A 12,170-nucleotide genomic window follows, 5' to 3' on the forward strand; every position below is an offset into this window, starting at 1 on the left:
ATCGAAGGTCGCTCAATCGCACGACGCGTGCCTGCGCGAACGCGGGCACGTTACGCCGCGCGTCATGTCGTCGCGCAACGAGAAGGCCGCGAGCAATGCGCGGCTTGCGGCGCAATCGCCGTGCGTGTCGTCGATCTGTTGCGATCCGCGCGCCGGCTTGTTTCGCATAGCGAATCAGCGGGCACCCGCATGACCGCCCGCTGTCGTGCCTGTCAGCGTGGCGTCATGCAGCCGTCATCGTCGCTTCCGTTCGCACCTGCGTCGCGTCGTGCGCAGCACGTCGATCGGCGCGGATCATGTCGCTCGCGCGCTCGGCGATCATCAGCGTTGGCGAATTCGTGTTGCCCGACGTGATGAACGGCATCACCGATGCATCGACGATCCGCAGCCCGGCGATGCCGCGCACGCGCAGCCGGCTGTCGACGACGGCACGCTCGTCATCCGTGCGCCCCATCCGGCACGTACCGACGGGATGGAAGATCGTCGTACCGACCGCACCCGCCGCTTCGATCAGTTCGGCTTCGGTCTGGTACCGCCTGCCCGGCAGGATCTCTTCCGGATGGTAGCGCGCGAGCGCCGGCGCGGACGCGATGCGCCGCGTGAGGCGCAGCGCATTCGCCGCGACATGACGATCGTAGTCGGTCGACAGATAGTTCGGTGCGATCGACGGCGCCGCGCCCGCATCGGGGCTCGCGATGTGCACGCTGCCGCGCGAGCTCGGCCGCAGATGGCAGACGGACGCCGTAAAGGCGTTGAAGCCGTGCAGCGGCTCGCCGAAACGCTCCAGCGACAGCGGTTGCACGTGGTATTCGAGATCGGGGCGCGTGAGCGCGGGATCGTCCGGATCAGACTTCGCGAACGCGCCGAGCTGCGACGGCGCCATCGACATCGGCCCGCGCTGCAGCAGCGCATATTCGGCGCCGATCATCAGCTTGCCCCACCAGTGCGCGGACAGCGTGTTCAGCGTGCGCACGCCTTCGACGCGAAACGCCATCCGCAACTGCAGGTGATCCTGCAGGTTCTCGCCGACACCCGGCAGATCCTGCACGACGTCGATGCCGAGCGCCTGCAGCCGCGCGCCCGCACCGATGCCCGACAATTCGAGCAGCTGCGGCGAATTCACCGCGCCGGAGGTGAGCAGCACTTCGGCCCGCGCGCGCGCGACGTAGTCGGTGCCACCGCCGCGATATTCGACGCCGACCGCGCGCCGCCCGTCGAAGATCACGCGCTGCGCATGCGCGCCGGTGATCACCGTCAGGTTCGGGCGCGTCATCGCAGGCCGCAGGAACGCCTTCGACGTATTCCAGCGCACACCGCGCTTCTGGTTCACCTCGAAATAGCCGACCCCGGCATTGTCGCCGCGGTTGAAATCGTCGGTCGCCGGGATGCCCGTCTGCTGCGCGGCCTGTGCGAACGATTCGAGGATCTCCCAGCGCAGCCGCTGCTTCTCGACACGCCAGTAGCCGCCTGCGCCGTGCGCATCGCTCGCGCCCGCGTGGTGATCCTCGCTGCGCTTGAAGATCGGCAGCACGCTGTCCCACGACCAGCCGGCGTCGCCGGTTTCCTGCGCCCAGCTGTCGTAATCCTCGCGCTGGCCGCGCATGTAGATCATCCCGTTGATCGACGAGCAGCCGCCGAGCACGCGGCCGCGCGGATACGACAGCGCGCGGCCGTTGAGCGCCGCCTCGGGCTGCGTCTTGTACAGCCAGTCGGTGCGCGGATTGCCGATGCAATACAAATAGCCGACCGGGATGTGGATCCAGTGATAGTCGTCCTTGCCGCCGGCCTCGAGCAGCAGCACGCGGATCTCGGGATCCTCGGTCAGGCGGTTCGCGAGCACGCAGCCCGCGGTGCCCGCGCCGACGATCACGTAATCGAATTCGCCCTCGAGCGTGCGTTGAGTACTCACGAGTGTCTCCATCAATTGTTGTGCACCGCGCGCGCGATTCCGCGCGTCGTTTTCAGCATAGTGCGGCGCGGGCGATGCGGTCGATGAAGCGTACTCCGGCCGCCCGCCGCCGATCCAATGAGTTATGCTGAACCGCGTTATAAGCTGCGCTCATATCACGACGATGGATCTCACCCTGCTCCGTGCGTTCGCGACGGTCGCCCGCGAAGGCAACCTGACGCGCGCCGCCGTGCAGCTGCACCTGACGCAGCCGGCCGTCAGCCTGCAGATCAAGCATCTGCAGGAAACGCTCGGCGTCACACTGTTTACGCGCACGTCGCGCGGGCTTGCGCTCACGCGCGACGGCCAGACCCTGCTGCCGCACGCCGAGCGCGCACTGGCCGCGGCCGCCGACGTGCAGCGCGCCGCTGCTGCGCTGCGGCACGAGGTGCGCGGCCGGCTGCGGATCGGCACGATCCTCGATCCCGGCTTCCTGCGGCTCGGCGGCTTCCTGCGCGCGCTGGTCGAAACCCATCCGCAGATAGAAACCGCATTGCGGCACGGGATGTCCGGCTGGGTGCTCGAACAGGTGCGTGCGCAGGCGCTCGACGTCGGCTATTACATCGGCCGGCCCGACGAGGACGATCCGCGCGACGACACGCTGTTCCACACGATCACGCTCACACGTTTCCAGTACCGCGTGCTCGCGCCGGCCGGCTGGAAGGAGCGCGTGCAGCGCGCGCACGACTGGCGCGCGCTCGCCGCGCTGCCGTGGATCTGGACGCCGCCGGCGTCCGCCCATCACCGGCTGCTGTCGCGGCTGTTCGCGGCGGCCGGCGCGCAACCGGTGAAGGTCGCCGAGGTCGACCAGGAGCAATCGATGCTCGATCTCGTGAAATCGGGGATCGGGTTGACGCTCGCGCGCGACTCGACCGCGCTGGCCGAAGCGCACGCGCATGCGCTGGCCATCGTCGAACACGTGACGGTGCCGACCGAGCTGACCTTCGTGACGCTCGCCGAGCGGCGCGCCGAACCGGCGATCGCGGCCGCGCTGCGGCTGATCGAGACCCAATGGGCGATATGAATGCCGCTGATGCCGGTGCGGCCGGTGCATCGGGCTCAGGACGCAGGCGTGCGACGCGCCGCGGGTGTCCAATCGACGCCCGCAGGTGAGGGGTGTTATCGCGAACGGGCTCGAATCGCGTGCCCCGCATCGCGTCGCCGCTTCCCGCTTGCGCGTCACGCCACCATCGCAAGCTTTTTGCTAGATTGTGCCTTCGCACACCGCGAGACCCCTGATTGAAGGAGACCCGCATGGCCCGCAACATCGAGATCAAAGCCCGCGCCCGCGAATTCGACCGGCTGCGCGAACAGGCGGCCAGGCTCGCTGCCGAAGCGCCGCTCTTCTACCGCCAGCAGGATTTCTTCTACGACGTGCCGCGCGGCCGGCTGAAGCTGCGCCGCTTCGAGGACGGCACGCCGGCCGAACTGATCTTCTACCAGCGCGACGACCGTGACGGGCCGAAGGCGTCGTACTACACGCGCAGCCCGGTGACGAACCCGGACGCGATGCACTCGCTGCTCGCGACCGCGCTCACCACGCGCGGAATCGTGACGAAGGAACGGCACGTGTACCTCGTCGGCCGCACGCGAATCCATCTCGACCGCGTCGACGGCCTCGGCGACTTCATCGAACTGGAAGTGGTGCTCGGTCCCGACGACGACGAAGCCGGCGGCGAAGCCGAGGCCCATGACGTGTTCGCGAAGCTCGGCGTGGCGCAGGAGGATCTCGTCGCGGTCGCGTACGTCGACCTGCTGAACGCCGACGCACGATCCGAAGCGGCCTGATCCGGCCCTGTCCGCGGCGGCGCCTCGCGCCCCGCCGCCGGCCCGGCCGCCACGTCAGGCGGCGCCGGGCGCCAGGTGCGCGAGCGGCAGCGCGCCGTTGCGCTTGAAGGTCGTCAGCACGATGTTCGAGCGCACGCTGTCGACGCCCGGTACGCGCATCAGCTTCTTCATCACGAACTGCGACAAGGCGTTGAGATCCGGCGCGACGATCCGCAGCAGATAGTCGGCGTCGCCGACCACCGCATGACATTCGAGCACTTCGGGCAGCACGTCGATCTGTTGCTGGAACTGCTCGATGATCGAATCGCCGTGGTGCTTGAGCTTCAGGCTCGTGAACGCCGTGACGCCGAGCCCGAGCTTTTCGGGGCGCAGCATCACGCGGTAGCCTTCAATCACGCCGGCCGCCTCGAGCCGCTGCAGCCGCCGGCCGATCTGCGACGGCGACAGCGGCACCTCCTCGCCGAGCTGCTGGTGCGTCGCACGGCCGAAGCGCTGCAGCACGTCGAGAAGCGCGAGATCGAAGTGATCGAGTTCCAGCATGAGCGTTCTCCGCATTAATTCCTGTTTTGATGCGCGATTATCGCATCAACAGGCGAATTCACGCCATCTTTGCGCTCATTCCGCACGCCACTCGCTCTACACTTGCATGGTTCCCAACCACAGCGTGCAGAGCCTCACCATGTCCACCGTCGTCACCGCGAAACTGCAGGAGCAGTTCGACGCGGGCCTCGAAACCCGCGCCGATTTCACCATCGACCAGCCGCTAGAACGCTACGGCCAGGTCGACCACGCGGTGTGGCAGCAGCTCTATGCGCGCCAGTCGGCGCTGCTTCGCGGACGCGCATGCGGCGCGTTCATCGCAGGGCTCGGGAAGATCGACCTGCCGGCCGATCGCGTGCCGTCGTTCGCCGACGTGAATCGCCAGCTCAAGCCGGCCACCGGCTGGGAGATCGTCGCCGTGCCGGGCCTCGTGCCCGATCGCGTGTTCTTCGAGCACCTCGCGAACCGGCGGTTTCCGGTCACCTGGTGGATGCGCCGCCCCGATCAGCTCGACTACCTGCAGGAACCCGACTGCTTCCACGACCTGTTCGGCCACGTGCCGCTCCTGATCGAGCCGGTGTTCGCTGACTACATGCAGGCATACGGCCGCACCGCGCTCGCGGTCGCGGACGACGAAGCGGCGCTCGCGCGCCTGGCGCGCCTCTACTGGTATACGGTGGAGTTCGGGCTGATCCGCGACGCAAACGGCACGAACGGACTGTCGATTTACGGCGCCGGGATCGTGTCGAGCAAGGGCGAGAGCCTGTACAGCCTCGAAAGCGCGGCGCCGAACCGGCTCGGTTTCGACCTCGAGCGCGTGATGCGCACGCGCTACCGGATCGACACGTTCCAGAAGACCTACTTCGTGATCGATGATTTCGCGCAGTTGTTCGCGCTGGCTGACGTCGATGGCCGTGCGCTGGCCGACCGGCTGGCCCCGCTGTCCGAGTTCCCGGCCGGCGCGGTGGTCGACCGCGATCTCGTGCTGCATCGCGGCACGGGCGAAGGCTGGCCGGACGACGCCGACGCGTAAGGCCGCGGGCCACGCCGGCATGATTCCCGCGCCGGCGCCCGGATGCCCGTTGCCGGATGGCCATCCCGCAACTATGAAACAATGACCGGTACCGGCTTTGCCGCGTGGCCTCTGCCCGCGTGCGGGCGCCGTTACCGAACGAGGTGCAACATGATTCACAAGCTCACATCAGAAGAACGCAAGACCCGACTCGAAGGCCTGCCTCACTGGACGGCCGTGCCGGGCCGCGACGCGATCCAGCGCAGCCTGCGCTTTGCCGATTTCAACGAGGCCTTCGGCTTCATGACGCGTGTCGCGATCAAGGCGCAGGAAATGAACCACCATCCGGAATGGTTCAACGTGTACAACCGCGTCGACGTGACGCTGTCGACCCACGACGCGGACGGCCTGACCGAACGCGACATCGCGCTCGCGACGTTCATCGACCAGGTGTGCGCACACACCGATCCGGCCGCCTGAGACCTTCCTCTACCGCCGCGCATCTTTCGACGCGCGGCGCGTCAACTTTTCATTTCGATGAACGTTTTCTAGGATGTACTCAGCGAAAGCCTTCAGCTTTCCAAGCCATCCTTAAGGCGCACGTAAGTCTCGTACGCTTTCCGCGCCTTGGGGTCCAAACCTTCCAGTTGCAGCGCGCCTTCGCGCTGTACAATCAGCAGCGCATACGGCTTGGAGAGCGCGCTGGCCTCTTCGCAGAGTTTGAGTTCGTCGCCGCTCGACGGCGAGCGGGCGCGCCAGAAATTGATCGCGGCTTCGAGGTCGTGAATCGAAATATCGGACATGATTGGATTTAATCGTTCGCTGGCCGCCATGCTTGATTGTCAGGCGATGCGTCGCCCCTGTGGAAACGGCGTCGTGCTGTCCGCGTGCCTGAACCGCCAACCCATTGTACTTGAGCGAACTTCATGCGACTCCTTCTGATCGAAGACGACCGCCCCATCGCACGCGGTATCCAGAGCAGCCTCGAGCAGGCTGGCTTCACCGTCGACATGGTGCATGACGGCATCTTTGCCGAACAGGCGCTGGCACAAAACCGCCACGAACTCGTGATCCTCGACCTCGGCCTGCCGGGCATCGACGGTATGACGCTGCTCACACGCTTTCGCCAGACCAATCGCCACACGCCGGTCATCGTGCTGACCGCGCGCGACGAATTGAACGACCGGATTCAGGGCCTGAACTCCGGCGCCGACGATTACATGCTCAAGCCGTTCGAGCCGGCCGAGCTCGAAGCGCGCATCCGCGCGGTGATGCGCCGCAGCGGCCCGCACAGCGACATGCCGCGTCCGGAAGTGTCGCTCGGCGGCGTCCGCCTGTCGGGCGTCGATCGCCGCATCTTCAACGACGACAAGCCGCTGGAACTGTCGCCGCGCGAATTCGCGGTGCTCGAAATGCTGCTGCTGCGTCACGGCCGTGTGGTCAGCAAGGCCCAGCTGCAGGATCACCTCACGCACTTCGGCGGCGATCTCGGCGACACCGCGATCGAAGTCTACGTGCACCGGGTGCGCAAGAAACTGGAGCAGTGCCGTGTCGAAATCGTCACGGTGCGCGGCTTCGGCTACCTGCTGCAGGAAATCCGCCAGACCGCGAGCGTCTGAGCGGCGCCGCACGCCGGCCGGCCGCGTGCCGCCGGCAAGCCGCCCTGCCCGCGTCGCCGTCCGACGCACGTCCGCGCCGCTCCCCGTGAGCGGCGCTTATCCATTTGCCCGTCGAAATGTCTTCTGATCCGGCTGTCACCACCAGCCTGCGCCGCTCGCTGCTTCGGCGCCTCGCCGCGCCGCTGTCGATGCTCGCGCTGATGAGCGGCCTGATCGCCTACTGGCTCGCGTGGCAATACACGCAGCACGTGATCGACCGCTCGCTCGCCGATCTCGCCACCGCCATCTCCAAACAGATCCAGATCGCCGGCCCCGACGCGCCGTTCACGGTGCCGCCGCTCGCGCAGGCGATGTTCTCCGATCCGGCGGAGGCGCTGATCTACCGGATCAGCGACGGCGAACAGGAACTCGCCGGCGACCCGAAGCTGCCGCTGCGCGGCATCAACGTGCGCCGCATGCATCACGCGTACGTGTTCGAGGCCGAGTACGACAATCGCGCGGTGCGCGTCGCGCAGGTGCGTGTCGACAATGTCGAGGGCGGCAAGCCGATGGTGGTCGAGGTCGCGCAGCCGGTGCGCCACCGTTACCGGATCGCGGCCGAATTCCTCGTCGCGATCATGATGCCGCTGTTGCTGTTGCTGCTCGCGGGCTGGGGCATCGTGTGGCGGGTCGTGAACCAGCAGCTCGGCCCGCTCACGCATCTCGCCGATTCGCTGAACCGGCAGACCCACACGTCGCTGGAGCCGGTCGACGAAACCGACGTGCCGCTCGAGATCCGGCCGCTGACGAGCGCGATGAACGCGCTGCTCGGCCGCCTGAAGACCGCGCTCGACGCGCAGCGCAAGTTCATCGCCGATGCCGCGCACCAGTTGCGCACGCCGCTCACGGCCGTGAAGCTGCATGCGGAACAGGCCGCCGTCGCGCGCGACCCGCAGCAGACCTATGCCGCCGTGCGCGAACTGCGCGCGGCCGCCGACCGCGCGGTGCGGCTGTCGAACCAGTTGCTGTCGCTCGCGCGTGCGGAGCCGGGCGAACAGGCCGCGCGTTTCGTCGATGTCGACCTGGCCGCGATGGCGTTCGAGACGGGTGCCGAGTGGGTGCCGCGCGCGCTCGCCTCGCATGTCGATCTCGGCTTCCAGCGCAGCGACGATCCCGGCGAAGACGAAACGCTGAACGTGCGCGGCAACCCCGTGCTGCTGCGCGAAGTGATCGCGAACCTGCTCGACAATGCGCTGAAGTACGTGCCGCTCGCACGGCCGGCGGGCGCGCGGATCACGGTGAACGTCGCACGCGGCGCGCTCGAGGACGGCCAACCAGCCGCCGAGATCGTCGTCGAGGACAACGGCCCGGGCGTGCCGGCCGGCCAGCAGGCCGACCTGTTCAAGCGCTTCTTTCGCGGCGATGCGCAGAGCGGCAACGGCGTCGAGACGGGCGCCGGGCTCGGCCTCGCGATCGTGCACGACATCATCGCGATGCACGGCGGCACGGTGTCGTACGAGGATGCAGCGGAAGGCGGCTCGCGTTTCGTGGTGCGGGTGCCGCTCGCCAAGCGCACCGCGAAGCCGGCGAGCGAGACGCCGGCCGCCACGCCGACGCACTGAGGCGCGTGCTGGCCCGTATCGGGCAGGACGGATGGCCGCGCGGCGGCCATCCTGGTGAAGGTGAAGCAGCCGCGCACGATGCACGGCCGCGCCGGTCACTTATTCTTTTTCTTGTCCTTCGCGACGGACTCTGACTTCCTGTCCTTCTTCTTTTTCTTCTTGCCGTCGTCGTCCGGCGTGGCGAGCAGCGTGCCGCGACACGCGGCCGCGCCGCAATGGCACGCGTATTCGCGCTTGAGCTTCTTCGTCAGCTTCTCGTCGATCACGAGGCCGTAGTCGTAGAACAGCTCTTCTTCTGGCCCGATATCGCGCAGCGCATGGATGAACACGCGGCCCTCGATCTCCTCGGCCTCGCAGTTCGGCGCGCACGAATGGTTGATCCAGCGCGCGCTGTTGCCGTCGATCTTGCCGTCGATCACGCCGCCCTCTTCCAGTGCGAAGTAGAACGTATGGTTCGGCTCGTTCGGGTCGTGCGGATGGCGGCGCAGCGCTTCCTTCCACGAAATTCGCTCGCCCTTGTATTCCACTACGCGTTCGCCGGCCTTGATCGGCGCCACCGCGAACACGCCCTTGCCGTGTACTCCCGAGCGGCGCACCGCGATCCTGCGTGAACTCATCGAACGAATCCTTTGAAGACGACTTGAATGGAAGACAGCCGCGCTTTCGACTTGTGCGACTCTACGTCGCGCGAAACGAAAACGTGGCACCGGTTGGTGCCGCGTCGGGGCATGCGGCGAATCACCCGCATCCTACACGTTCACGATTGCTTCGTTCAACATCGCGCGCAATATCGCGCGCATGCCGCTCAGCGCTGGCCGAATGCGATGTCGCCGAACAACGCCTTGTGCTCGCGCGGCTGCGAACGCCAGTACTGCGGCGGCGCCGACACCTGCGCGCCGAGCTCGGCGGCCGCATGCCACGGCCAGCGCGGGTCGTACAGCATCGCGCGCGCCATCGCGACGAAATCGGCGTCGCCGGCCTCGATCAGCTGGTTCGCATGCGCGGGCTCGTTGATGAGGCCGACCGCGATCGTCGGCATCCCGACCGCGCGCTTCACGGCCTTCGCGAACGGCACCTGGTAGCCGGGCGACAGCGGGATCTTCTGCAGCGGCGACACGCCGCCGGACGACACGTCGATCCAGTCGCAGCCGCGCTCCTTCAGTTCGTGCGCGAACGCGATCGTATCCTCGAGTTCCCAGCCGCCCTCGACCCAGTCGGTCGCCGACACGCGCACGCCCACCGGCCGGTCCGCCGGAAACGCCGCGCGCACAATCTCGAAGATCTCGAGCGGAAAGCGCATCCGGTTTTCTCGCGAGCCGCCGTATTCGTCGGTGCGCTGGTTCGAAAGCGGCGACAGGAACTGATGCAGCAGATAGCCGTGCGCCGCATGCACCTCGATCGCATCGATGCCGAGGCGCGCGGCGCGCTTCGCTGCGGCAGCGAACGCTTCGCGGATCCGGTTCAGGCCGGCCGCGTCGAGCGCGAGCGGCGGCGTCTCGCCGTCCTTGTGCGGTAACGCCGACGGCGCATGCGGCAGCCAGCCGCCATCGGCGACGGACACGAGCTGGCCACCCTTCCACGGCACCTCGCTCGACGCCTTGCGCCCGGCATGCGAGAGCTGCATCGCGACACGGACCGGCGAATGCTTGCGGATCGCCGCCAGCACGGGCTTGAGCGCCGCTTCGGTCACGTCGTCCCACAGACCGAGGTCGCCGGCCGTGATGCGCCCGTCGGGTTCGACGGCGGTCGCTTCGATGCAGAGCAAGCCCGCACCGGACAGCGCGAGATGGCCGAGGTGAATCATGTGCCAGTCGGTCGCCTCGCCGCGCTCGGCCGAGTACTGGCACATCGGGGAGATCACGATCCGGTTCGGAAGGGTCACGCCGCGCAGCGTGAACGGAGAAAACAACGCAGTCATGGATGCCGCTCGCCAGGAAAGGGAAACAGCGGACCAGCGTAGCATGCGGGCTCGAAGCCTGCTCGTAGCCGGCTCGGCAGTAAGCGGATGGTCAGGCAGGGCCGGCGTGCAGCCGGCCGCGAGGCAGCGCGCACGCGGCGTGCGGCGGTGCGCCGACCCGCAATGCCCGCGGGCCGGTCACGCGCGGTGCCGCTCGCCCGGGATCAAAGCCCGACGCTGTCGAGCCACTCGCCGAACATGCGTCGTGCGGCCGTCTCCAGCGCAGGACCGTGCTGAACCGTGTCGGCGCGCAACTGGCGCGCATCGATGCCGGGCGTCGACGCGATTTCGCCGGCGTTGCCGATCAGCCAGGGTTCGAAGCGGTCTGTGCGGATTTCTGGATGACATTGCAGCGCCAGCACGTGCTGCCCCCACGCGAACGCCTGATGGCGGCACGCCGGTGTCGATGCAAGATGGATCGCGCCGCCCGGCAGGTCGAACGTATCGCCGTGCCAGTGCAGCATCGAGGTCACCGCGCCGTCGAGGTGGCGCAGCGGCGACGCGCGGCCCGCGTCGGTGAGCGTCAGCGGCGCCCAGCCAAGTTCCTTCTGCGCAGCCGGATAGACGCGCGCACCGAGCGCGCGGGCGATGAACTGCGCCCCGAGGCAGATGCCGAGGATCGGCAGTCCGGCATCGATGCGCTGGCGCACGAGTGCCGCGAGCGGCGCGATCGACGGATACTGCGCATCCTCGTACACGCTGAGTGGCCCGCCGAGCATCACGATCAACGCAGGCTTGAGCGCGTCGAGCGCTTCGACGCGCGACGATCCGACGTCGACGTATCGCACCCGCCGCCCGCGCTCTCCGAGCACCTGCTCGAAGCTGCCGAGGTCCTCGAAATGCACGTGGCGGATCGCCACCACTTCAGCGTTCATCATCGGCCTCCCGGTCGATCGACGGACGTCAGCCGGCGAACAACTTCCAGGTCTTCTTTTGCGTCGCCGCGTCGGCTTCTTCGTGCACCGAACAGTCGAGACGCAGATCGCTGTCGGCCATCGACAGATCGAGCGCCGCGCAGTGGTGCACGGTCTTCTTCGACTGCTTGCCCGGCTGGAAATGCGCGCACGTCAGGCACATGCGCTGCGGCGGCGTCGCGCCGGCCACCTGCAGCTCGCGCAGCGTCTTCAGCAGCGCGCGGTACAGCGTGCCCTGCTCGTCCGCGCCGAGCTTGCCGACTGCTTTCGTCAGGAATTCAGGCCATTGCAGCGCCTTCTTCGCCGCGGTGCGGCCGCGGGCCGACAGGCGCACGGCGAGCGCACGGCCGTCGTCCAGTGCGCGACGCTTCTCGACGAGCCCCTTCGTCTCGAGCGTGCTGACCGCGTCGCTGGTGGTCGCAGCCGTGAGCTGCGTCTCGCGGGCGATCTCGCCGAGCCGCATCGGGCCCTTGCGTTGCAGCAGCAGCACGAGGATCTCGCCCTGCGTCGGCGTGAGGCCTGCACCTTCCGCCCAATCCCATGCCTGGCTTCGCATGGCCGTACTCAACCGCAGCAAGCTGTGGGTCACACGTCCCGAAGCCTGATTCCCGTAAACGCCTTCGCTCATAGTCTTTTCGCTTTGCCGCCGCCCGGATCGCCGAGCAGCCGTAGTGTGGAGATCGAATGTCTATCTCAAAACAGACGCTCGTTGAAGAGCGTCGACACGGCCGTCGCGAGGCACACGCGGCGGTCGCGTTCGCGGCGACCGGTGAGACACGGGTCGTTCCGGT

The 12,170-nt window shown here is 67.6% G+C and carries 13 protein-coding genes; 6 read left to right on the forward strand and 7 right to left on the reverse strand.

The genetic code is table 11. From position 1 onward, the window contains the following. Nucleotides 1-223 precede the first annotated feature (223 nt). Nucleotides 224-1,909 carry a GMC family oxidoreductase gene (locus tag LGM71_RS31975; RefSeq protein ID WP_226118511.1) on the reverse strand — a complete coding sequence of 562 codons (1,686 nt, stop codon included), beginning with the start codon at nt 1,907-1,909 and terminating at the stop codon, nt 224-226. 163 nt (nt 1,910-2,072) lie between these two features. On the opposite strand from LGM71_RS31975, the gene LGM71_RS31980 reads away from it, so the two are divergent. Next, entirely contained in the window at nt 2,073-2,972 is a 900-nt protein-coding gene (locus tag LGM71_RS31980; RefSeq protein ID WP_124627892.1) for a LysR family transcriptional regulator, read from the forward strand. A 230-nt stretch (nt 2,973-3,202) separates the two neighbouring features. Next, nucleotides 3,203-3,736: a class IV adenylate cyclase gene (locus LGM71_RS31985; RefSeq protein WP_124902813.1), complete on the forward strand. Its 534-nt coding sequence runs from the start codon at nt 3,203-3,205 to the stop codon at nt 3,734-3,736. A 54-nt stretch (nt 3,737-3,790) separates the two neighbouring features. Here the strand turns inward: LGM71_RS31985 and LGM71_RS31990 are convergent, their stop codons facing one another. Further along, the gene (locus LGM71_RS31990) at nt 3,791-4,276 is read right to left on the reverse strand and encodes an Lrp/AsnC family transcriptional regulator (RefSeq protein ID WP_006408082.1); all 486 of its coding nucleotides are present in this window, start codon (nt 4,274-4,276) and stop codon (nt 3,791-3,793) included. A gap of 106 nt (nt 4,277-4,382) precedes the next feature. Here LGM71_RS31990 and phhA point away from each other — a divergent pair, with 106 nt between their 5' ends. Both phhA and LGM71_RS32000 read left to right on the forward strand, forming a co-directional pair. Further along, a complete protein-coding gene (gene phhA / locus LGM71_RS31995; protein WP_174911571.1) occupies nt 4,383-5,309 on the forward strand; it encodes a phenylalanine 4-monooxygenase in 927 nt (308 codons plus the stop codon). A gap of 150 nt (nt 5,310-5,459) precedes the next feature. Continuing rightward, complete coding sequence (locus LGM71_RS32000) at nt 5,460-5,768, forward strand: 4a-hydroxytetrahydrobiopterin dehydratase (RefSeq protein WP_059452552.1); 309 nt, start codon at nt 5,460-5,462, stop codon at nt 5,766-5,768. Nucleotides 5,769-5,860: 92 nt separating this feature from the next. On the opposite strand, the gene LGM71_RS32005 is transcribed toward LGM71_RS32000, so the two are convergent. Then, nucleotides 5,861-6,091 (reverse strand): DUF3717 domain-containing protein, encoded by a 231-nt coding sequence (locus LGM71_RS32005; RefSeq protein ID WP_006756491.1) that lies wholly within the window; start codon nt 6,089-6,091, stop codon nt 5,861-5,863. A gap of 123 nt (nt 6,092-6,214) precedes the next feature. Between LGM71_RS32005 and LGM71_RS32010 the strand changes: the two genes are divergently transcribed. Both LGM71_RS32010 and LGM71_RS32015 read left to right on the forward strand, forming a co-directional pair. Beyond that, nucleotides 6,215-6,907 (forward strand): response regulator transcription factor, encoded by a 693-nt coding sequence (locus LGM71_RS32010; RefSeq protein ID WP_006401494.1) that lies wholly within the window; start codon nt 6,215-6,217, stop codon nt 6,905-6,907. A gap of 116 nt (nt 6,908-7,023) precedes the next feature. Further along, on the forward strand, nt 7,024-8,508 hold the full coding sequence (locus tag LGM71_RS32015) for a sensor histidine kinase (protein WP_226118513.1): 1,485 nt from the start codon (nt 7,024-7,026) through the stop codon (nt 8,506-8,508). Between the two features lie 95 nt (nt 8,509-8,603). Here LGM71_RS32015 and LGM71_RS32020 read toward each other — a convergent pair whose 3' ends face one another. The 4 genes from LGM71_RS32020 to LGM71_RS32035 form a co-directional block, all read right to left on the reverse strand. Continuing rightward, a complete protein-coding gene (locus tag LGM71_RS32020) occupies nt 8,604-9,125 on the reverse strand; it encodes an SET domain-containing protein (protein WP_226118515.1) in 522 nt (173 codons plus the stop codon). A 188-nt stretch (nt 9,126-9,313) separates the two neighbouring features. Further along, a complete protein-coding gene (locus LGM71_RS32025) occupies nt 9,314-10,426 on the reverse strand; it encodes an NADH:flavin oxidoreductase/NADH oxidase (RefSeq protein ID WP_226118517.1) in 1,113 nt (370 codons plus the stop codon). A gap of 203 nt (nt 10,427-10,629) precedes the next feature. Further along, nucleotides 10,630-11,340, reverse strand: coding sequence for a glutamine amidotransferase (locus LGM71_RS32030; RefSeq protein ID WP_226118552.1), 711 nt, complete (start codon nt 11,338-11,340; stop codon nt 10,630-10,632). Between the two features lie 28 nt (nt 11,341-11,368). Beyond that, nucleotides 11,369-12,007 carry a MarR family winged helix-turn-helix transcriptional regulator gene (locus LGM71_RS32035; protein WP_059602129.1) on the reverse strand — a complete coding sequence of 213 codons (639 nt, stop codon included), beginning with the start codon at nt 12,005-12,007 and terminating at the stop codon, nt 11,369-11,371. Between the last annotated feature and the right edge of the window lie 163 nt (nt 12,008-12,170).

The organism is Burkholderia sp. AU33545, from assembly GCF_020419685.1.
Lineage (GTDB): Bacteria > Pseudomonadota > Gammaproteobacteria > Burkholderiales > Burkholderiaceae > Burkholderia > Burkholderia diffusa.

Coding starts and splice junctions, on each gene's coding strand:
- LGM71_RS31980 (WP_124627892.1), top strand. CDS start 2,073: ATGGATCTCACCCTGCTCCGTGCGTTCGCGACGGTCGCCCGCGAAGGC.
- LGM71_RS31985 (WP_124902813.1), top strand. CDS start 3,203: ATGGCCCGCAACATCGAGATCAAAGCCCGCGCCCGCGAATTCGACCGG.
- LGM71_RS31990 (WP_006408082.1), bottom strand. CDS start 4,276: ATGCTGGAACTCGATCACTTCGATCTCGCGCTTCTCGACGTGCTGCAG.
- phhA (WP_174911571.1), top strand. CDS start 4,383: ATGGTTCCCAACCACAGCGTGCAGAGCCTCACCATGTCCACCGTCGTC.
- LGM71_RS32000 (WP_059452552.1), top strand. CDS start 5,460: ATGATTCACAAGCTCACATCAGAAGAACGCAAGACCCGACTCGAAGGC.
- LGM71_RS32005 (WP_006756491.1), bottom strand. CDS start 6,091: ATGTCCGATATTTCGATTCACGACCTCGAAGCCGCGATCAATTTCTGG.
- LGM71_RS32010 (WP_006401494.1), top strand. CDS start 6,215: ATGCGACTCCTTCTGATCGAAGACGACCGCCCCATCGCACGCGGTATC.
- LGM71_RS32015 (WP_226118513.1), top strand. CDS start 7,024: ATGTCTTCTGATCCGGCTGTCACCACCAGCCTGCGCCGCTCGCTGCTT.
- LGM71_RS32020 (WP_226118515.1), bottom strand. CDS start 9,125: ATGAGTTCACGCAGGATCGCGGTGCGCCGCTCGGGAGTACACGGCAAG.
- LGM71_RS32025 (WP_226118517.1), bottom strand. CDS start 10,426: ATGACTGCGTTGTTTTCTCCGTTCACGCTGCGCGGCGTGACCCTTCCG.
- LGM71_RS32030 (WP_226118552.1), bottom strand. CDS start 11,340: ATGAACGCTGAAGTGGTGGCGATCCGCCACGTGCATTTCGAGGACCTC.
- LGM71_RS32035 (WP_059602129.1), bottom strand. CDS start 12,007: ATGAGCGAAGGCGTTTACGGGAATCAGGCTTCGGGACGTGTGACCCAC.